Here is an 18185-nt window from a genome sequence, read left to right on the forward strand (position 1 = left end):
TCGTCACGGAGGATCATACAGATGATCAAAGGCTTACACCACAATGCGTACCGTTGCCGGGATTCAGAAGAAACCCGCGCATTTTACGAGGACTTTCTTGAATTGCCTCTGGCCGACGTCTTTCCCATCAAGGAAACCAAGACGGGCCGTACGACTCACGCGTTACACAGTTTTTTCAGATTGGGCGATGGGTCTTTTCTGGCTTTCTTTGAAGTCCCAGATACCCCGTTCGACTTTAAGGAACAGCACGATTACGACTTGCACATTGCCCTTGAAGTTGATGAAGAAACCCTGGACAGGATGTTGGCAAAAGGCAAGGACGCCGGAATTGAAACCCGCGGTGTGGCCGATCACAAGTTTATCCGTTCAATCTATTTTCGCGACCCCAACGGTTATGTCATCGAACTTACGACACCGGTTGAAGGGTTCACGCCAAAGACTGAAAAAGAAGCTCACGAGGCATTGACCCGGTGGCAGGACAGCAAGACCTGGTAGCTCAGGGTGTTTCGCTATCCCCGGGGTCTTCTTCTGATAAAGGGCTTTCGGCCATTTTCTGGCGATACATTCTTACACTAAAGGGAATGGTCGCCAAATAGACCAGCAGAACGCACGACAGTGTCGTCCACGGTGCGCTGACCAGGGCGGTGACAAACGCGCCGGAAATAATCATTGCCGGAAGAACCTGATTTGATGGCACCTTGATTTTCTTGAACGAGAACGTCGGTATGGAACTGACGACCAGGGCGGCGACACCAATCAGGAAAAACGAGACGACCATCGGTTGGCGGAAAAAATCATCACCAAACTGAAACGACAAAATCATCGGCGTCAGCACCAGTCCGGCAGCAGCAGGGGCAGGGGTTCCAGAGAAGAAATTCTTCGTCCATGATGGCAGATCTTCATCTTCGAGCATGGTGTTGAAGCGGGCCAGCCTGAGCGCCATGGAAATCGTGAACAGCAAGGCCAGCATCCAGCCGAAACGGCCCGCATCCTGCATCGCCCACAAGTACAGCATCATGGCCGGGGCAACTCCGAAGCTCAGGAAATCGGCCAGTGAGTCGAGCTCGGCGCCAAATTTGCTGGCCCCTTTGAGAATGCGGGCGATACGACCGTCCAGGGCGTCAAGGATGGCGGCGGCGAGAATGGCCAGGGCGGCAGGTTCCCACCTGTCATCAAGGCCGAAACGGATCGCCGACATACCGGCAGAGATGGCCAAAATGGTCAGGAAGTTGGGGATCATCTTGTTGATGTGAAGCCACTCGGGCCGTTTGCGGCGACCAGCCATGATGTTACCCTTTAACGAACAGCACCCGTGCGCGCCGCTTCGGAGGCGTTCACATCGGCAATAATGGTTTCGGCGGCGACGGTGGTTTGTCCGACGCAGACCAATGGTTCGACACCCTTTGGCAGATAAACATCGACCCGGCTGCCGAAACGGATCAGACCGAAGCGTTCACCGGCGGTGACGTTTTGGCCTTCTATGATATCGCATTTTATGCGCCTGGCGACCAACCCGGCGATCTGCACGAAAGCGATATCGTGATTGTCGGTTGTCGTCATACGAATGCTCATGCGTTCGTTGAATTCACTGGCTTTGTCCAGGGATGCATTAAAAAAACGGCCCGGACGATAGGATACCCGGCTGATGGTTCCATCCATGGGAACCCGGTTCACATGCACATTGAAGACATTCATGAAGACACAGACACGCGGTCTCTCTTCGTCTCCCATATCCAGTTCGGGGGGTGGTACGGCACTGTCTATTAATTGTACGACACCGTCGGCAGGGCTGATCACCAACCCGGTCCTGGTCGGGCTGACCCGATCCGGATCGCGAAAGAAGTAGGCGCACCACGCGGTTAAAACCACACCCATCCAACCCAGGGGCTCGGCCAGCATAAACAGGCCGACAGCAGCGGCGGCGAACAGGCCGATAAAAGGCCATCCTGCAGGGTTGATCGGAACCATGACGATCTTCAGCAAATCAGTATCTTCCTTTAAAAATTAAATCGCGCCATCCAGATTACTGGTTTTCCGGTAATTTGAAAATCTGGCCGGGATAAATAAGATCCGGATTGCCAATCTGATCCTTGTTGGCTTCAAAAATAATTGTGTAGTTGATGCCCTCGCCGTAGCTGGAGCGGGCAATACGCCACAGGCTGTTACCCGGCTGAACGACGATGGTACCTTCCTTCATTTCTTCCTTCATTGGTTCAGCGCGCGAGAACGGGAATTCGACCCGTTGAATGACCTTGCTGGCGTTATCAACCTGATCGGCGCGCAGGGTGTACAGGCCGGGTTTGACCGGTTCATCAGGATTCATGGACCAGTTGCCACTTCCCTGTCCATTGTCGGGGCCGGTTTTGGCGTGGCCGATAAAACGGTTATTCAGATAGATCTGAATGGTCGCTCCCGGTTCGGCGCTGCCGCTGATCGAAAGGCTACCCTGGTCGTCATAGTCGACGGCATCAACGCTTAGTTTGATGTTGCTTTCGCCACCGGGTTTTTGCAGTACGGTGGTGGTTCCGTCCGGATTCATTTTCATAGCCAGAACCTGGCTGTCACCCGTGCGCCCTGCGATATCCTGGCCAGCTTCGGGAACGATGACGACAACGTCTTCCAGCGACATCACCGGGTCACGTGAATCGACCAGCATTTTCAGGCGCAGGGTGTGGGTTCCGGGTTTCAGTGGTTGTTCGGGAACAAACACCCATTCGCCCCGGTCGTCGGCCTGAACGCGACCAAATTCAACATCGTTATCAAGATTGACGACTGTGCTTGCCGGCATGGCGCGCCCGGCAATAACCGTGTCACCATTCGGGTTGACCCGCACAACATCAAAAGTCGGCGGTTCAAGTTTGGTCTGTTCCGCCTGTTTGGGCTCCGCTTCAGGTTTTGTCTCCTGGACAGCCGGGGGCGGCGCTTCCTCGGGCTGCTGAGGCATGAAGTTCAGGCCAATAGCAACCGCGACAGCAACGACGCCGAGCAAAGCAATAATTATAAATGGCCTGTTCAAAGCTTTCCCCTGAGTAAATTTCCGGTAGCGAATCAGAAGAATTAGATTAGTACGGGGGTGGTTCAGGCGCAATATGAGGGTCGAAACTCAATACAAATCGTCATCACCCGTTTTCTTCTTCTTTTTGACCTGGTTTCGGATCGCCCGCAGGCTGCGCAGATAAACGATGACCGCCGCCAGATCATCCTTTGTCCATTTTGAAGTCGTGTTGGTGACGTTTTCTGCCATTCCGCCACCGACAAAATCCCCATCGGGCAACATGCCGATTGTGAACAGGGCCTTAAGGTCCGCATCCGGCCATTTGCCAATGCCGGTTTCCTTATCCGGGGTGATATTGGGCATGATTTCGCCGCCGGGACCATCTTTGGTTCCCGCCATATGTTCGTGGCGCTGAAAGCCGCCAAGCCGGTCTCGCGGGGTGTGACATTCACCACAATGGCCCAGGGCCTCGACCAGATAGGCGCCGCGGTTCCAGTCATCCCCGCGCCCCGGTACCAGCGGCATTGTTCCGGCGCTGAAATTTACGGCTTTCCATGGCCCGACCATAAAACGCGAGCCAAAAACCAGACCTGCCTGATGCTCCTTGTTGGCAACGGCGACGGGGGACAAGGAAAAGATATAGGCTTTGATATCGAGAATATCTGCGTCGGTCATCCTGCTGTAGGAGGTATAGGGAAAAACCGGGAAGTAATTTTCATCCTTGGGGTTTTTGCCGAAACGCAAGGCGCGCAGGAAATCCGCGTCGCTCCATTTTCCGATGCCGAATTCCTTGTCCGGGGTGATATTGGGACTGAAGTAAACCCCAAACGGGGTTTTCAGTTCGCGGCCACCGGCAAGCGGCGCGCCTTTGTTTTTTTTGTCCGTGTGACAGCCCAGGCAACCGGCGACATCGAACAGGTAACGCCCGCGCTCGATATGTTCAGTCGATTGGGTCGCCAACAGGTTTGACGGAAGCGCCAAAGCCAGCGCTCCCGCCAGAAGCCATGTGCGAATGTTACTTCTCTTTTTTCTTACGGAAATTTTCGTGACAGCCTTTGCACGATTTACCTAGCGCCCCGAAGGCCGGGCCAAAGGTGCTCATGTCGAAATCGTGGGCAACTTTCGACAAATTCAAAGCAGCAGCCTGGAAAGCAGCGACGGCCATGGTGAAGTCAGCAGGTTTCTCCCAAATCGTCAAAAGGGCTCCGGTTTCGCCGAAATCCGAACCTTTCGGGAAGATATGTGGAACGACTTTAGATATCTCATACATGGTGTGGGCAAGCGGGTCTGCGTGACTGGAAGAGGCTTGCCCTTTCAGGACAGCGGCCAGTCCGCCCATGGTGCCGCCAACCGCTTTCATCACCGACTGGCGGAATTTGATTTCATGGCTGTCGGCGTGGGCGCTCTGTCCCAGGCCGATGCTCAGAAGTACGGCTGCAATAGCGGCATAAAAAACACTGCGAATGGATATGGTCATTTGAATTTACCCTTAATTTAGGTTTTGAGTACACTTTCCCGTTGGTGAGTAGAATTTCACCTTTTTCGCCGCTTCAAAACAAGCTTTATTGTCGCCAATAACAAACAAGTGACCGGCTATCAAGACAGTCATGGACATTCTACTGGGCAGGAGTATTTTATAAGGATGACTGAAATATCAACCCTTTGCGTTTTTTGCGGATCGCGGGCCGGTCTTGATCCGGCCCATGAAACCGCTGCCCGGCGCCTTGGTCACGCCATTGCCGATCGTGGCATTGGCCTGGTTTATGGCGGTGGCGATATCGGCCTGATGAGTATTGTCGCCCGCGCAACCCTGGAAAACGGCGGCCATGTCACCGGCATTATGCCGAAATTCATTCAGGATTTTGAAGTCGGCAATCCGGGCCTTAGTGAACTGATCGTTGTTGAGAGTATGCACGAGCGAAAAGCCCTGATGTTTGAAAAGTCAGACGGCTTTGTTTCTCTTCCGGGTGGTCTGGGAACCCTTGACGAAACCATTGAGATGATTACATGGAAGCAGTTGCAACAACACAGGAAGCCGATTGTGCTGGTCGACATCAATCAATACTGGCGGACGCTTTTGGAACTCGTTCAGTCCGTTGTCGATAGTGGTTACGGCCATCACGGCATCGCCGACCTGTTTAGCGTCGTCGATGATGTGGACAAGGTTTTCGACGCGCTTGCAGCGGCCCCCGAGCCGGATATCGAAGTCCTGACCAGTCACCTTTAGATTTATTGTTGGAGAAGGCCGTCATGGCAAAAATCAAGGTCGCGAACCCGCTCGTCGAACTTGACGGTGATGAAATGACCCGCATCATCTGGGCTTTCATCAAGGACAAGCTGATTTTGCCTTATCTTGATGTCGATCTTAAATATTACGACCTGTCGGTTGAAAAACGTGACGAAACCAACGACCAGATCACCATTGATGCCGCCAACGCCATCAAGCAATATGGCGTCGGTGTCAAATGCGCCACCATCACGCCTGATGAAGGACGCGTCGAAGAATTTGGTTTGAAGGAAATGTGGCGCTCGCCCAACGGCACCATCCGCAACATTCTCGGCGGAACGGTTTTTCGCCAGCCGATCCTCTGCGGCAATGTGCCCCGGCTGGTGCCGGGCTGGACCAAACCCATCGTCATTGGCCGTCATGCATTTGGTGATCAGTACCGGGCCACCGATATGGTTGTCGACAGGCCCGGCGCCCTGACCATGACCTTTACCCCGGCCGATGGAAGTGAACCAACCGAACACACCGTTTTTGATTTCCCGGCAGGTGGGGTCGCCATGTCCATGTATAACCTGGATGAATCCATTCGCGGTTTCGCCCGCGCCTGCATGAACTACGGCCTAAATCTGGGCTGGCCGGTGTATCTGTCGACCAAGAACACGATCCTGAAAAAGTATGACGGGCGCTTCAAAGACCTGTTTCAGGAAATCTTCGATGCCGAATTCAAGGACAAGTTCGCAGCAGCCGGCATTATCTACGAGCACCGCCTGATCGACGACATGGTCGCCTCCGCCATGAAGTGGGAAGGCGGTTATGTATGGGCCTGCAAAAACTACGATGGCGATGTGCAATCTGACACCGTCGCCCAAGGGTTCGGCTCGCTGGGGCTGATGACATCGGTTTTGATGACCCCCGATGGCGATTGTGTCGAGGCCGAAGCCGCCCACGGCACCGTCACCCGTCATTTTCGCCTGCACCAGCAGGGAAGGGAAACCTCGACCAACCCAATCGCCTCAATCTTTGCCTGGACCCGCGCCCTGCATTACCGCGGTGAATTCGACGGCACGCCTGATGTTACGGATTTTGCCGCAGCGCTTGAGAGAGTCTGCATTGAAACTGTCGAGGCCGGTTACATGACCAAAGACCTCGCCCTCCTGATCGGCCCCGAACAAGGCTGGATGACAACCCAGAACTTCCTCGCCAAACTGGACGAGAATTTACAAAAGGCGATGGGGTGAGGCCTGACAGTCTTTTATTGAACATGAAATCCAATCATGGAGAGGGGTTCTAGGTGCACTGGGTAAACGTGGCCATTATTCTATGCATCGGGAACTTCATTTCGTGGATGGTCGCCATGTACGTAAAGGACGCCGTTTCGGGCCTTATTGGCCACGTTATTTTCAGCACCCTTGGCGCTTTTATTGGCGGGTATTTGTCCCTGCTGATCTTTCCCCAATACGGAACCGCCGCCATGATCCCGGCAGCCTTCGTTGGCTCGGGCCTTCTGTTATATTTGGTGCGCTTCAGAAAATGGAAAACCCACGAAAATTCCCGGTAAACCGTCACCCCGGATCAAGTCCGGGGTGACGGTTTATATCGGGCTAGCCAATAATCCCGTTCAACGTAGTGCTGGGGCGCATGGTGGCGGTGACTTTTGTTGGGTCGGCGTGGTAGTAGCCGCCCAGGTCGACGGGTGCGCCTTGGGCTTGCAGGAGTTCTTCGGTTATGGCCGCCTCGTTCGCCGCCAATTGTTCGGCGATGGGTGCGAAGTGGGCTTTTAACTCCGCGTCCGCGTCCTGTTCGGACAGGGCCTGTGCCCAGTACAGGGCGATGTAGAAGTGGCTGCCACGGTTATCGATCTCGTTTACTTTTCGTGATGGAGACTGGTTGTTGTCGAGCAGTTTTTCCGTCGCTGCATCAAGCGCCTTGCCGAGCGTGGCGGCTTTCTTGTTGCCCGTGACCGTGCTCAGGTGTTCAAGCGAAGCGCCGAGGGCGGCAAATTCGCCAAGCGAATCCCAGCGCAAATGGCCTTCTTCAACCAATTGCTGAACATGTTTCGGAGCCGAGCCACCGGCCCCCGTTTCAAACAGGCCGCCACCGTTCATCAACGGCACGATGGACAGCATCTTGGCGCTGGTGCCGACTTCCATAATCGGGAACAGGTCGGTTAGGTAATCACGCAACACATTGCCGGTGACGGAAATTGTATCCTCGCCTTTGATGATCCGTTCAAGCGAGAAGCGGGTGGCTTCGATCGGTGACATAATATGGATTTCAAGGCCACTGGTGTCGTGATCGGGCAAATAGGCTTCCACCTTCTTGATCATTTGGGCGTCATGGGCGCGGTTTTTATCGAGCCAGAACACGGCCGGACTGCCAGTCGCCCGGGCACGGTTCACCGCCAGCTTGACCCAATCGCGGATCGGCGCGTCCTTGGCCTGACACATGCGCCACACATCACCGTTTTCGACGTCGTGGCTGAGCAGGGTTTCACCGCCTGCGTCAATAACGCGAATCACGCCGCTACCGGGGGCTTTGAATGTTTTCGGGTGGGAGCCGTATTCTTCGGCCTTTTGCGCCATCAACCCGACATTGGGAACGCTGCCCATGGTGACCGGATCAAAGGCGCCGTTTTCAATGCAAAATCTGATGGTCGCATCATAAACACCGGCGTAGCTGCTGTCGGGGATCACGCATTTGGTATCGGCCTCGCTGCCATCGGGGCCCCAACCCTTGCCACCGGCACGAATGATGGCCGGCATGGAGGCGTCGACGATGACATCGCTGGAGACATGAAGATTGGTCAGTCCTTTGTCGGAATTGACCATGTAGAGTTCCGGCTGGTTTGCCATGCAGGACGCAAGGTCGGCCTTAATCGCCTCTTTTTGATCATTTGGCAAGGTTTCAACTTTCGCATAAAGGTCGCCAAGGCCGTTATCGGCATCAACGCCAATCGTGGCGAAGGTATCGGCGTATTTATCAAAGACCTCTTTAAAGAACACACTGACCAGATGGCCGAAAATAACCGGGTCGGAGACCTTCATCATGGTGGTTTTCAAATGCAGTGAGAACAAGACACCCTTTGCCTTGGCATCGGCGATTTGTTCGGCGTAAAAGGCGCGCAAAGCCTTGACGCTCATCACGGTGGCGTCAGCCACCTCACCTTCGATCAAGGGCAATGATTCCAGCAAGACGGTGATCTCACCGTTGCCATCGACATATTCAATGCGGGAATCGCCAACCGATGGCCCCGATATGGTCACCGATTTCTCGTTGGACCGAAAATCGCCTTCGCTCATGCACGATACGTGGGTTTTAGAATCCGTGGCCCATTTCCCCATGCGGTGAGGGTTTTTGCGGGCAAACGCCTTGACGGCCAGCGGCGCGCGACGGTCGGAATTACCTTCTCGCAGGACAGGGTTGACGGCGCTGCCCTTGACTTTGTCGTAGGTCGCCTGAATTTGTTGCTCAGCGTCGTTGCGGGCTGATTGCGGATAGTCGGGAATGTCATATCCCTGGGCCTGCAATTCCTTGATCGCGGCCTCAAGCTGGGGAATGGAGGCGCTGATATTGGGCAGTTTGATGACGTTGGCCCCCGGTGTCTTAACCAACGCGCCCAGTTCGGCCAGATCATCGTTCTGGTGCTGCTCGGGGGTCAGTTTTTCAGGGAAATGGGCGATAATCCTTCCGGCAAGTGAAATATCGCGGGTGTCGACATCGATGTCGGCGGCGCTGGCAAAAGCCTGAATGATCGGCAGCAACGAGCCGCTGGCCAGTTGCGGTGCTTCATCGACCTTGGTGTAAATAATGTCAGGCATGTATTTAGACTCCTTGGGGGGGCTTGCAGTCATTAATGTAGGGGACGTTTTATGCCATTTTAAGGGACAATACAAATGACCTGCGTCAGTCCGTCCCGTTGTCGTCATAAAAGGACGTTTCCCCTTGACGGGCACCACGCAATCCCTTAAAAACCGCGCTCCTGTTTAATATTTGAATTTAGGATCGATCCGATGGCAAGACGCTGTGATTTAACGGGCAAAGGCGTTCAGGCTGGCAACAATGTCAGTCACGCTCACAACAAAACACGCCGGCGCTTCCTGCCAAACCTGCAGGACGTTTCGATCTTGAGCGACGTTCTTGGCAAACAGGTGCGTATGCGCCTGGCAGCCAAGACCCTCCGTACAATCGAACACAATGGTGGTCTGGACAAGTTTTTGCTTGGAACCTCCAACACAAAATTGACGGCGGAAGCTGTCGTTCTTAAGCGCCAGGTTAAAAAGGCGATGGAAAAGGCTGCGGCATAAATTAACGACCGCCCCAAGTTTCCCAGATAAAAAACAAGGCCTGCCAATTGGTGGGCCTTGTTTTTTTTAGGCCACAGAACAGGTATGGTGCTCTATGTCCCGAACTATCAAACGAATATGGATTGTCTACGCCGTTCTCAGCGTTCTCTTTGGCCTGTATGCGATAAGCGAAGACGGTGATGTTTTCGCCTGGTTTTTACGGCTGTTGTTACCGCACCTTGGTTTTATTATGTGGTACGCCTTTAATGCCGATAAAGATTAGGGCAGAAAACCTTTAAGATAATCAGGGAAAGCAATGCCCTGCCTTAGTTTTGGATCATCTTCGGGGGCGGCAAACTTACTGACAATTGGCAAGACGCCAGCCCAGCAATCAACTTCATCGTAATCTTCCTCATCATCAACCGGTGGTTCGTTACGAATTTTCGAGGCGGCTTCCTCGATTTCCATGACGATCACCGTGGTCGCTTTCAATTCTTTTTCGGTATTGCCGCGAACGTCTTCCCAGCGACCGGGGAACAGGTGTTCAAACATGTCGAACAGGGCCTGTTCCTTTTCATCGCGTCCTTCAATTGCATGACAAGTGCCAAAGGCCATGGCGCTGCGGTAATTGACGCTGTGATGAAATGGCGAGCGGGCCATGACGAAACCGTCAAACTGGCTGACCGTAACACAGGCGGGCGCACCGTCTTTCAGGGATTTAATCATCCGACTGGCGCTTGAGCCGTGCCAGTACAGGTGGTTGCCCTTGCGCCATTGAATGGTCGGCGTCACATAAGGCTGGCCGTCGATGACGAAACCCACGTGACACATGGGCATGGAGTCAAAGGCGGCATGGACGGTTTCAAAATCATATGCGGCACGTTGATGGGCCCGTTTAAGCTTCGAGCGCGTTCCCGGTTGATAACTGGTCATGACTGTTTGTCCCCTTCCCAAGGTTGTTTATAAAAAAATGCTTGAAAAGCAGACCGGTTGAAAGGTCCATTTTTGATGATTTTATGGGGCCAGTGCTCTTAAGCAGGCGAATAGACGCCGCGCAGGTTTGGAACTTGCTTGAATTTATCGGTGACACCGATAACCGTTTCCGCCCCGCCCAGAAACAGGCTGCCATCGGCAGGCATTTGCTTGCAAATTCTGTCGAGTATTTGGGCCTTGTCGGACTGCTCGAAATAAATCAGCACGTTGCGACAAAAAACCACATCGAAGTGGCCAAGACCGGCGAAACCATCAAGCAGGTTAAAGTGTTTGTAGGTGACCATTTTACGAATGTTTTCGCTGATCTTCCAGTTGGCGTCTTCTTGAGTGAAGTATTTCAAAAGCGTCTGGATTGGCAAACCACGCTGAACTTCAAACTGGCTATAAAGTCCCGCTTTGGCTTTGTTCAGGGCCTCGTTGGAGATATCGGTGCCGATGATTTCAACTTTCCAACCGGCTAGTTGGCTGGCCATTTCCATAAGGATGATGGACAGTGAATAGGGTTCCTGGCCTGTAGAGGCGGCGGCGCACCAGATGCGCAACGATTTGCTGGCGGCGCGATTTTCAAGAAGCGGCGGCAGGATGTTCTCGCGAAAGCGGTCAAAAGGCCCGATGTCCCGGAAGAAAAAAGTCTCGTTGGTTGTCATTGCCTCGGTGATGTCTTCGAGGATAGCTTCCGGAGAGCTAGAACGAACGGCGGCAGCCAGCGCTTCAAGGTCACCCAACTCGTGCCTGCGGGCCACCGGTAACAACCGGCTCTCCAGCAGATAAGCCTTGTTGGGACTAACAACCAGCCCGGATCGTTCCTTAACGATTTTGCTAAACAGGTCGACATCTTCGGGTGTCATTATCTATTTCCGATCATAGCACTTAAAGGAGGCCGACCTGATCAAATTTCGCCTGAATGATTTCGCTGTCAAACGGCTTCATGATGTATTCATTGGCACCCGAGGAAATGGCTTCCTGAATATGGCTGATATCATTTTCAGTGGTGCAAAAGATAACGATGGGTGCGTCACCGCCGGGGAGAGCACGCAGTGCTTTTAGATATTCCAGGCCATCCATAACCGGCATATTCCAGTCGAGCAGAACACCATCAGGCATCGCGGTCTTACAGATTGTCAGGGCTTCCTGGCCATCGGCAGCTTCTTCCGTTTCAAACTCCAGTTCCTGCAAGATTTTTTTAGCGACCATGCGGATAACCTTTGAGTCATCTACGATCAGTATTTTTTTCATGGTTGTTCCTTTTCAGGCGGTAATATTGAAAGATCGTTCTGAAGGGTGCCTGACAGAATTGAAATGAGTTGGAAAATTAAAAGAACTAGCCGTCGGCTTTGATGCGTTCGACCAGTTCTCCCAGAACTCGCTCTACATCTTCGTTTGGCACCCGGCAGGTGCCTGCCGCATTGTGGCCACCACCCCCGTATTCAAGCATCAACGCCCCGACATTGGTCTTCGATGAGCGGTTGAGGATCGATTTGCCGGTAGCAAGAACGGTTAGTGATTGATCATCAGCGTGGGGTAAGACCTGAATAGAAATATTGCAGGCCGGAAATGCCGCGTAGACTGTGAACCGGTTGCCGGGAAAAAGGATTTCCTCTTTGCGAAGATCGACCACTACCAGTTTGGAATAAACCGATGCACACCGCCTGATTTGCAGTTCGGCAAATTCCTCGTTGTATTCGTATATGTGCAATCGTTCTTCAACATCGGGAATTTTCAGGATTTCTTCGATTGGATGATGGCGACAGTATTGCATCATGTCTTTCATCAGCTGTTCGTTGGAAATGCTGAATTCGGCAAACTTTGAAAGCCCTGTACGGGGGTCAAGCATGAAGTTAAGCAATGTCCAGGGGCCAGGGGCGAGGATGTCCTCTTCGGTGTAATCAGCCGAGTCCGCCTTATCGACAGCGTCCATCAGTTCGGTTGAAATGCCGGGAAATTTTTCCTGACCACCAAAATGCTCGTAGACAACCCGCGCCGCAGAAGGTTTGTCAGGGTCGATAATCAGGTTCTCTTTTTCACCAACCCGGATGGTTTCGCTAAGATGATGATCGAAGCACAGGTAAACCCCCTCGACGTAAGGCAGGTTGGTGGTGATGTCATTTTCGGTAACGGCGATTTTGCCGTCTTGCATGTCTTTGGGTTCGACAAACAGGATGTCATCGATCATTTCAAGCTCGATTAACAACCCTCCCGAAACGACACCGTCGAAATCAGCCCGGGTGATCAGGCGATATTTTTTATCAGACATCGAAGTCCCTATTCCTCAAACAATAAACGCGTAAAACATAGCCTTACAAACGCAACCTGACAACGCTCCATTGACATCTTTATTCAATTACCAATGGCTGCTTCTATGTCCGCCATTTCGGGACTGAGCGGTAAAAGAACCTTTATGATCTTCGTCGAACAAATCGGTCAGGTTTTGCATCATTGTGCCACCCAGTTCCTCGGCGTCGGAAATTGTCACGGCGTGTTTGTAATAACGGGTGACGTCATGACCAATGCCAATTGCCGTCAGTTCGACGTTGGAGCGGCTTTCAATCCAGCCGATGACGTCGCGCAGGTGTTTTTCCAGGTAATTTCCGGCATTGGCCGACAAAGTGGCATCATCGACGGGGGCACCGTCGGAAATAACCATCAGGATGCGGCGCTGTTCGCTGCGGCCAAGCAGGCGGTTGTGGGCCCACATCAGGGCCTCGCCGTCGATGTTTTCCTTGAGCAGCCCTTCACGCAACATCAGGCCCAGGTTTCGCCGCGCCCGCCGCCAGGGTATATCGGCGGCTTTGTAGATAATGTGACGTAAATCATTGAGGCGACCGGGGTTTGGGGGCTTGCCGTCTTCGGCCCATTTTTCCCTGGTTTGTCCACCCTTCCACGCGCGGGTGGTGAAGCCAAGAATTTCGACCTTGACGCCGCAGCGCTCAAGGGTTCGGGCCAAAATGTCAGCACTCATTGCTGCAACTGTGATCGGGCGACCGCGCATGGAGCCCGAATTATCAATCAGCAGGGTGACGATGGTATCGCGAAACTGGATATCGCTTTCCTGTTTGAAACTTAACGGATGGACAGGATCAGTGACGACCCTGGACAGACGCCCGGCGTCGAGGATGCCTTCTTCCATATCAAATTCCCAGGATCTGGTTTGTTTGGCCATCAAGCGACGCTGCAAACGGTTGGCGAGGCGCGAGACAACACCCTGCAAGCGCGAGAGTTGCTGGTCGAGTTGGGCGCGAAGACGGTTTAATTCTTCGGGTTCACACAGGTCTTCGGCAACGACAACCTCATCGGCGGCGGTGAAATAGGCATGATAGGGGGATCCGCCTGCTTCATTACTTGGCCACTGGTCGCTTTGATCGCTGGGGCCAGCGGGTTCTTCTCCACCTTCTTCCTCACCTTCCTCGCCATCGCTGCCTGCATCGGCGGCACCTTCTTCGACCTCGCCCATGCCGTCTTCCATTTCGGCTTCCCTGCGGCTGTCCCGGTCCTGATCCTGGGGCAATTCTTCGGGCAGGGATTCGTTGGGATCGCTACCATCTTCGGGTTGTTCTTCGGGCTCTGTATCATCCTCGTCAAACAGTTCCAGATCGCGGATCATTTTACTCAAGGCGCTGGCAAAGGCTTCCTGGTTTTCAATGGCATCGCCAAGGCTTTCAATTTGAGGACCGATATGATCGTCGATATATTGCTGCCACGGTTTAAGAATGGGGGCGGCCGAAGGGGGCAAATCGGCACCGGTCAATTTCTGATGAACCAGCAGACCAATGGCTTCCGCCAGCAGGGCGTCGGGTTGACCTTCATCGGTGCCCGGTTCGGGGGCATGAGCCTGGCATCTGGTGTCCAGCATCGCCTTCAGGTTTTTTGCAACACCGTGCATACGCCTAAAGCCTAAGGATTCAACGCGAACCTGTTCAGCCCGCTCGAAAACCTTGGCTGCGTCGCTTCCCTGCGGACGGCAGCGCTGGTGGAGGCCGCTGTCATGGTAGCGAAGCCTGAGGGCGACGGCGTCAGCCGCCCCGCGCAGGCGGGTAATGTCGCTTTCGGAAACAGCGCTTTCAGGAGGGGTGGGCAGGCGCACGGTGGCACCACTGGTGGCAACCTTTGCTTCGTTCCCTGCTGAATAGGCGACCTCGACCTCGGCCGTTCCGGCAATGGCCTTTAGTGTCGCCGCAGTGACCCGCTTGACCTGTTCAGATGGAGTCTCGCTCCAATTCATAACCTTAAAGAACCGTCGCCTGTAAGGCGGATTCCGGTAATTCCTCGCCGAAGCAGCGTTGATAGTATTCGGCAACGACGGGACGTTCCATCTCGTCACATTTGTTTAGGAAAGTCAGGCGGAAGGCGACTTTCAGGTCACCAAAAATATCGGCATTTTCAGCCCACGTCAGAACCGTCCGTGGCGACATGACCGTCGAAATATCACCATTGATGAACCCTTGCCGGGTCAGGTCCGCCAGTTCGACCATGGCGCTCATTTTCTCTCGGCCTTCGGGCGAGTTGTAGGTCGCAACTTTGGCGATGACGATATCAACTTCGTCATCATGAGGCAGGTAGTTGAGGGTCGCGACAATGTTCCAACGGTCCATTTGCCCCTGGTTGATTTGCTGGGTGCCGTGATAAAGCCCGGTGGTGTCACCAAGGCCGATGGTGTTGGTGGTCGAAAACAGCCGGAAATACGGGTTTGGCCGAATAATCCGGTTTTGGTCAAGCAAGGTCAGTTTACCTTCGACTTCGAGCACCCGCTGTATAACAAACATCACGTCGGGGCGACCGGCGTCGTATTCGTCGAAAACCAGCGCCGTCGGGTGTTGCAATGCCCAGGGCAGAATGCCTTCACGGAATTCGGTGATTTGCTTTCCGTCCTTCAAAACAATCGCGTCCTTACCGACCAGGTCGATACGGCTGATGTGACTGTCCAGGTTAATGCGGATGCATGGCCAGTTCAGTCTTGCCGCCACCTGTTCGATATGGGTCGATTTGCCGGTCCCGTGATAACCCTGAATCATGACCCGCCGGTTATGGGCGAAACCTGCCAGAATGGCGAGCGTGGTGTCATGGTCGAACTGGTAGGTGGGATCGACGTCGGGGACGTGTTCTTCGCCTTCACTAAAGGCGGGGACCTCAATGTCACTATCGATACCGAAAACCTGACGCACGGAAATGGAAATATCCGGTTCACTCAGTGGGAAGCTGGTTTCACCCGTAGGCGTTGTTGGGGCGGTGCTCATATCTAAAATTCCAATGATTTATGTCGTCTTGTAGTGATTGGTAAAGGCCGAAAGGGCACTGCGTCAACGGATTTTGTTGTTCAGGGGTACTCAGCTTGCCGTATCGGCGCTCAAGGTAGCGTAGGCTTGGGAAATTTGCTTGAATTTCTCCTCGGCCGCCTTGTCCCCGCCGTTGGCATCGGGGTGATAGCGTTTGACCAATTCCTTATAGCGCCGCTTGATAATTTCAAGGGTTACCGGTGGTGTCAGGTCGAGGACCGCCATCGCTTCAGCTTCCGGTGTATCGGGTTGGTGACGCTGGGAAGCGCCAGCCTCTGTTTCGCTTTCCCCAGATTGGCTGAAGGCGCCACCGAAATCATCTATATCCGGGGTTGGCCCCTTGAAATTTAGGTCTTTCTCAACCCCGGCAAAAGGCCAGGAAGGTCGGTTCCACGTTGTATCGTAGCGGAGGTCTTCTTCAACCTGTCGGTCACTCATGCCATCGTAATAATTCCAGGCTTTGTTGTAGCGGCGAATGTGCTCCATGCAAAACCAGTGAAAACTCTTCATGTCCTGACGCGACCGGGGCGCCCGGTGTTCACCGACCCCATCGCAATCAGGCCAGTCGCAGGCACGCGCATCAGGCTGCACTTCGGGGACTTCTCCGAACATGCTCGATGAGTGTACTGACCGGCGTTTCTGCATTCTTCTGTACATCAGTGATTGTTGCAAATCATGACTAAACTATGGTGTCTGGGGTTGCTTAAGGCAAGCGCGGGAAGGCGTTATTTTCGTCGTTTTCGGATTTGCTTCGGGATTTTCGCTTAAAGTCGCCAATAATCAGGACCACCAGCCCAGACGATATCAATGCTAGTCCCATGAGCTTGCCAATGGACAGTGTCTCGCCAAGGCTCAGGGCAGAAAACGCCATGCCTGCAACAGGAACCCCCAACGAGCCCAGTGCGGTACTGGTTGCCGGCAGAGATCGCATGACGTTCAGGTAAGCCCAGAAACAAAAGGCCGAGGCGATGGGTCCGTTATAAGCGACGATGGCGACAAGCGAGGGGGTCCATGTGATTTCCGGTACGCCATCGAAATACAAGGCGGTGAAGGCCAGAATGACGCCCCCCATCAGCATCTGCCAGGGTAACATTTGCAGCGGCGGCGTGAACATCCGGTGATGGCGCACATGGACCATGACAACGGCACCGGCCATCGCCGCTATGATCAGATAGCCATTGCCAATGAGTTCCGCCGAATCGGAAAAGTCGATCTCGCGGGGATTAAACAGGACGGCGACCCCGGCCAGTCCCAGGGCCAGTCCAATGGCCTTGGCGAGATGGATTTTCTCACCCAGCACGAAAACCGCCAGCGGGATTACCCAAAGCGGTGTGGTATAGGCGAGGATGGCCGAGCGTCCGGCTTCGACAACCCCCAGGGCGACATGAATGAGCGCCAATCCCAAACCCAGTTGCAAAAAACCCACCGATACCAGGACGCTCACGTCCCTGCGGTCAGGGAGAGACAGACGTCCCCGCGCTACATTCAAGGCGAACACGCACACGGCGCCAAGCAACAGGCGACTTGATGCGAACCACAGGGGAGGGATGTGCTCGACTCCGACCTTCATGATCGGCCAGTTTGCCCCCCACAGCACGATGACCGTTGCAAGCAACAGGTATGCCTGCCGTTCTGTTTTCATATAAAGCACCTTGGTCTTGAAATGGCGGCCAAAAGGTACCAATTTTGACCGACAAGACAAATCAAAAAGCAAAGGACCGATACAACATGCGTGTAGCGAACATTATTAAAGAAAAACTGACAGAAGCCTTATCTCCTACCAACCTGGAAATTCTTGATGAATCTCACAAACATGCCGGGCACGCGGGTGCGCGCCCAGAAGGGGAGAGCCATTTTAGTGTTAAGATCGTTTCCAACGCCTTTGAGGGAAAATCCCGGGTTGAGCGTCAACGCCTTGTTTATCAAGCACTTTCAGAAGAATTGAAACAGGATATTCACGCGCTGGCATTGCATACCATGGCCCCGAATGAATCGGAAAAGTTGTAAACTAAGAATTATTACAGTATTATTCTTTTAATATATAGAATACAGTTATCACCGCCTATGGGGGCGATAGCGCAATCGTATATCTGGATTTTGCGCAACTGTCATTAAGAGCAGGTAAGCTAAAGTGTGGGGTATATGAGTAACAATCATTCTCTTGTTAGTCGCAATGTAACGATCAAAGGTCACCGTACCAGCCTTAGAATGGAACAGGAAACCTGGGATGCGTTAGCGGAAATTTGCCAGCGCGAAGACCAGTCTATCCATCAGGTCTGCACCCAGGTTGAGGAGCGTCGCCAAGTCTCAAACAGAACATCCGCCGTGCGTGCTTTTATTATCACGTACTATAGGGCGGCGGCGACCGAAGACGGTCACCTGGACGCCGGTCATGGAAACCGGTCTTAAAACCTGCT

Annotated in this window: 22 protein-coding genes; 8 read left to right on the plus strand and 14 right to left on the minus strand. The window is 53.6% G+C overall.

Annotated features, from left to right (window positions below):
* Positions 1 to 21: 21 nt before the first annotated feature.
* Positions 22 to 495 carry a VOC family protein gene (locus tag HOL66_10035; protein ID MBT5244576.1) on the plus strand — a complete coding sequence of 158 codons (474 nt, stop codon included), beginning with the start codon at positions 22 to 24 and terminating at the stop codon, positions 493 to 495.
* Between the two features lies 1 nt (position 496).
* Here HOL66_10035 and HOL66_10040 read toward each other — a convergent pair whose 3' ends face one another.
* The 5 genes from HOL66_10040 to HOL66_10060 all read right to left on the minus strand — a co-directional run bounded on the left by HOL66_10040 (position 497) and on the right by HOL66_10060 (position 4472).
* Positions 497 to 1285: a phosphatidylcholine/phosphatidylserine synthase gene (locus tag HOL66_10040; protein MBT5244577.1), complete on the minus strand. Its 789-nt coding sequence runs from the start codon at positions 1283 to 1285 to the stop codon at positions 497 to 499.
* 11 nt (positions 1286 to 1296) lie between these two features.
* Positions 1297 to 1980, minus strand: a complete 684-nt coding sequence (locus HOL66_10045) for a phosphatidylserine decarboxylase (GenBank protein MBT5244578.1) — start codon at positions 1978 to 1980, stop codon at positions 1297 to 1299.
* Between the two features lie 43 nt (positions 1981 to 2023).
* A complete protein-coding gene (locus HOL66_10050; GenBank protein ID MBT5244579.1) occupies positions 2024 to 3016 on the minus strand; it encodes a LysM peptidoglycan-binding domain-containing protein in 993 nt (330 codons plus the stop codon).
* An 87-nt stretch (positions 3017 to 3103) separates the two neighbouring features.
* Positions 3104 to 4009 carry a cytochrome c gene (locus HOL66_10055; GenBank protein ID MBT5244580.1) on the minus strand — a complete coding sequence of 302 codons (906 nt, stop codon included), beginning with the start codon at positions 4007 to 4009 and terminating at the stop codon, positions 3104 to 3106.
* A 1-nt stretch (position 4010) separates the two neighbouring features.
* On the minus strand, positions 4011 to 4472 hold the full coding sequence (locus tag HOL66_10060) for a cytochrome c (GenBank protein MBT5244581.1): 462 nt from the start codon (positions 4470 to 4472) through the stop codon (positions 4011 to 4013).
* Positions 4473 to 4637: 165 nt separating this feature from the next.
* Here HOL66_10060 and HOL66_10065 point away from each other — a divergent pair, with 165 nt between their 5' ends.
* The 3 genes from HOL66_10065 (at position 4638) to HOL66_10075 (ending at position 6780) form a co-directional block, all read left to right on the plus strand.
* A complete protein-coding gene (locus HOL66_10065) occupies positions 4638 to 5222 on the plus strand; it encodes a TIGR00730 family Rossman fold protein (protein ID MBT5244582.1) in 585 nt (194 codons plus the stop codon).
* 23 nt (positions 5223 to 5245) lie between these two features.
* Positions 5246 to 6460 carry an NADP-dependent isocitrate dehydrogenase gene (locus HOL66_10070; GenBank protein ID MBT5244583.1) on the plus strand — a complete coding sequence of 405 codons (1215 nt, stop codon included), beginning with the start codon at positions 5246 to 5248 and terminating at the stop codon, positions 6458 to 6460.
* Between the two features lie 68 nt (positions 6461 to 6528).
* Complete coding sequence (locus HOL66_10075) at positions 6529 to 6780, plus strand: hypothetical protein (GenBank protein ID MBT5244584.1); 252 nt, start codon at positions 6529 to 6531, stop codon at positions 6778 to 6780.
* 43 nt (positions 6781 to 6823) lie between these two features.
* Here HOL66_10075 and HOL66_10080 read toward each other — a convergent pair whose 3' ends face one another.
* Positions 6824 to 9040 (minus strand): NADP-dependent isocitrate dehydrogenase, encoded by a 2217-nt coding sequence (locus HOL66_10080; GenBank protein ID MBT5244585.1) that lies wholly within the window; start codon positions 9038 to 9040, stop codon positions 6824 to 6826.
* Positions 9041 to 9232: 192 nt separating this feature from the next.
* On the opposite strand from HOL66_10080, the gene rpmB reads away from it, so the two are divergent.
* Together rpmB and HOL66_10090 are read left to right on the plus strand one after the other, a co-directional pair.
* Positions 9233 to 9526, plus strand: a complete 294-nt coding sequence (gene rpmB / locus HOL66_10085) for a 50S ribosomal protein L28 (GenBank protein ID MBT5244586.1) — start codon at positions 9233 to 9235, stop codon at positions 9524 to 9526.
* Between the two features lie 94 nt (positions 9527 to 9620).
* Complete coding sequence (locus HOL66_10090; GenBank protein MBT5244587.1) at positions 9621 to 9788, plus strand: hypothetical protein; 168 nt, start codon at positions 9621 to 9623, stop codon at positions 9786 to 9788.
* On the opposite strand, the gene HOL66_10095 is transcribed toward HOL66_10090, so the two are convergent.
* The 8 genes from HOL66_10095 to HOL66_10130 all read right to left on the minus strand — a co-directional run bounded on the left by HOL66_10095 (position 9785) and on the right by HOL66_10130 (position 17410).
* A complete protein-coding gene (locus tag HOL66_10095) occupies positions 9785 to 10438 on the minus strand; it encodes a pyridoxamine 5'-phosphate oxidase family protein (GenBank protein MBT5244588.1) in 654 nt (217 codons plus the stop codon). The two genes, HOL66_10090 and HOL66_10095, sit on opposite strands and share 4 nt — an antisense overlap.
* Positions 10439 to 10536: 98 nt before the next feature.
* Positions 10537 to 11346: a protein-glutamate O-methyltransferase CheR gene (locus HOL66_10100; protein MBT5244589.1), complete on the minus strand. Its 810-nt coding sequence runs from the start codon at positions 11344 to 11346 to the stop codon at positions 10537 to 10539.
* A 22-nt stretch (positions 11347 to 11368) separates the two neighbouring features.
* Positions 11369 to 11734: a response regulator gene (locus HOL66_10105; GenBank protein ID MBT5244590.1), complete on the minus strand. Its 366-nt coding sequence runs from the start codon at positions 11732 to 11734 to the stop codon at positions 11369 to 11371.
* Positions 11735 to 11819: 85 nt separating this feature from the next.
* On the minus strand, positions 11820 to 12752 hold the full coding sequence (locus HOL66_10110) for an exopolyphosphatase (GenBank protein ID MBT5244591.1): 933 nt from the start codon (positions 12750 to 12752) through the stop codon (positions 11820 to 11822).
* An 87-nt stretch (positions 12753 to 12839) separates the two neighbouring features.
* Positions 12840 to 14717: a cobaltochelatase subunit CobT gene (gene cobT, locus HOL66_10115; GenBank protein ID MBT5244592.1), complete on the minus strand. Its 1878-nt coding sequence runs from the start codon at positions 14715 to 14717 to the stop codon at positions 12840 to 12842.
* 4 nt (positions 14718 to 14721) lie between these two features.
* Complete coding sequence (gene cobS / locus HOL66_10120) at positions 14722 to 15729, minus strand: cobaltochelatase subunit CobS (protein ID MBT5244593.1); 1008 nt, start codon at positions 15727 to 15729, stop codon at positions 14722 to 14724.
* 90 nt (positions 15730 to 15819) lie between these two features.
* Positions 15820 to 16380, minus strand: a complete 561-nt coding sequence (locus HOL66_10125) for a J domain-containing protein (GenBank protein ID MBT5244594.1) — start codon at positions 16378 to 16380, stop codon at positions 15820 to 15822.
* 91 nt (positions 16381 to 16471) lie between these two features.
* Positions 16472 to 17410 carry a DMT family transporter gene (locus HOL66_10130; protein ID MBT5244595.1) on the minus strand — a complete coding sequence of 313 codons (939 nt, stop codon included), beginning with the start codon at positions 17408 to 17410 and terminating at the stop codon, positions 16472 to 16474.
* An 86-nt stretch (positions 17411 to 17496) separates the two neighbouring features.
* Between HOL66_10130 and HOL66_10135 the strand changes: the two genes are divergently transcribed.
* Both HOL66_10135 and HOL66_10140 read left to right on the plus strand, forming a co-directional pair.
* On the plus strand, positions 17497 to 17775 hold the full coding sequence (locus HOL66_10135; GenBank protein MBT5244596.1) for a BolA family transcriptional regulator: 279 nt from the start codon (positions 17497 to 17499) through the stop codon (positions 17773 to 17775).
* A gap of 135 nt (positions 17776 to 17910) precedes the next feature.
* The gene (locus tag HOL66_10140; GenBank protein MBT5244597.1) at positions 17911 to 18177 is read left to right on the plus strand and encodes a ribbon-helix-helix domain-containing protein; all 267 of its coding nucleotides are present in this window, start codon (positions 17911 to 17913) and stop codon (positions 18175 to 18177) included.
* The last annotated feature ends 8 nt before the right edge of the window (positions 18178 to 18185 follow it).

It is taken from the genome of Rhodospirillaceae bacterium, from assembly GCA_018662005.1.
Classification (GTDB): domain Bacteria; phylum Pseudomonadota; class Alphaproteobacteria; order Rhodospirillales; family JABHCV01; genus JACNJU01.

Bases quoted from the DNA above. Each gene is read 5' to 3' on its own strand.
- HOL66_10035 (MBT5244576.1), top strand. From the start codon at position 22: ATGATCAAAGGCTTACACCACAATGCGTACCGTTGCCGGGATTCAGAA.
- HOL66_10040 (MBT5244577.1), bottom strand. From the start codon at position 1,285: ATGGCTGGTCGCCGCAAACGGCCCGAGTGGCTTCACATCAACAAGATG.
- HOL66_10060 (MBT5244581.1), bottom strand. From the start codon at position 4,472: ATGACCATATCCATTCGCAGTGTTTTTTATGCCGCTATTGCAGCCGTA.
- HOL66_10065 (MBT5244582.1), top strand. From the start codon at position 4,638: ATGACTGAAATATCAACCCTTTGCGTTTTTTGCGGATCGCGGGCCGGT.
- HOL66_10070 (MBT5244583.1), top strand. From the start codon at position 5,246: ATGGCAAAAATCAAGGTCGCGAACCCGCTCGTCGAACTTGACGGTGAT.
- HOL66_10080 (MBT5244585.1), bottom strand. From the start codon at position 9,040: ATGCCTGACATTATTTACACCAAGGTCGATGAAGCACCGCAACTGGCC.
- rpmB (MBT5244586.1), top strand. From the start codon at position 9,233: ATGGCAAGACGCTGTGATTTAACGGGCAAAGGCGTTCAGGCTGGCAAC.
- HOL66_10090 (MBT5244587.1), top strand. From the start codon at position 9,621: ATGTCCCGAACTATCAAACGAATATGGATTGTCTACGCCGTTCTCAGC.
- HOL66_10095 (MBT5244588.1), bottom strand. From the start codon at position 10,438: ATGACCAGTTATCAACCGGGAACGCGCTCGAAGCTTAAACGGGCCCAT.
- HOL66_10100 (MBT5244589.1), bottom strand. From the start codon at position 11,346: ATGACACCCGAAGATGTCGACCTGTTTAGCAAAATCGTTAAGGAACGA.
- HOL66_10105 (MBT5244590.1), bottom strand. From the start codon at position 11,734: ATGAAAAAAATACTGATCGTAGATGACTCAAAGGTTATCCGCATGGTC.
- HOL66_10110 (MBT5244591.1), bottom strand. From the start codon at position 12,752: ATGTCTGATAAAAAATATCGCCTGATCACCCGGGCTGATTTCGACGGT.
- cobT (MBT5244592.1), bottom strand. From the start codon at position 14,717: ATGAATTGGAGCGAGACTCCATCTGAACAGGTCAAGCGGGTCACTGCG.
- cobS (MBT5244593.1), bottom strand. From the start codon at position 15,729: ATGAGCACCGCCCCAACAACGCCTACGGGTGAAACCAGCTTCCCACTG.
- HOL66_10125 (MBT5244594.1), bottom strand. From the start codon at position 16,380: ATGTTCGGAGAAGTCCCCGAAGTGCAGCCTGATGCGCGTGCCTGCGAC.
- HOL66_10130 (MBT5244595.1), bottom strand. From the start codon at position 17,410: ATGAAAACAGAACGGCAGGCATACCTGTTGCTTGCAACGGTCATCGTG.
- HOL66_10135 (MBT5244596.1), top strand. From the start codon at position 17,497: ATGCGTGTAGCGAACATTATTAAAGAAAAACTGACAGAAGCCTTATCT.
- HOL66_10140 (MBT5244597.1), top strand. From the start codon at position 17,911: ATGAGTAACAATCATTCTCTTGTTAGTCGCAATGTAACGATCAAAGGT.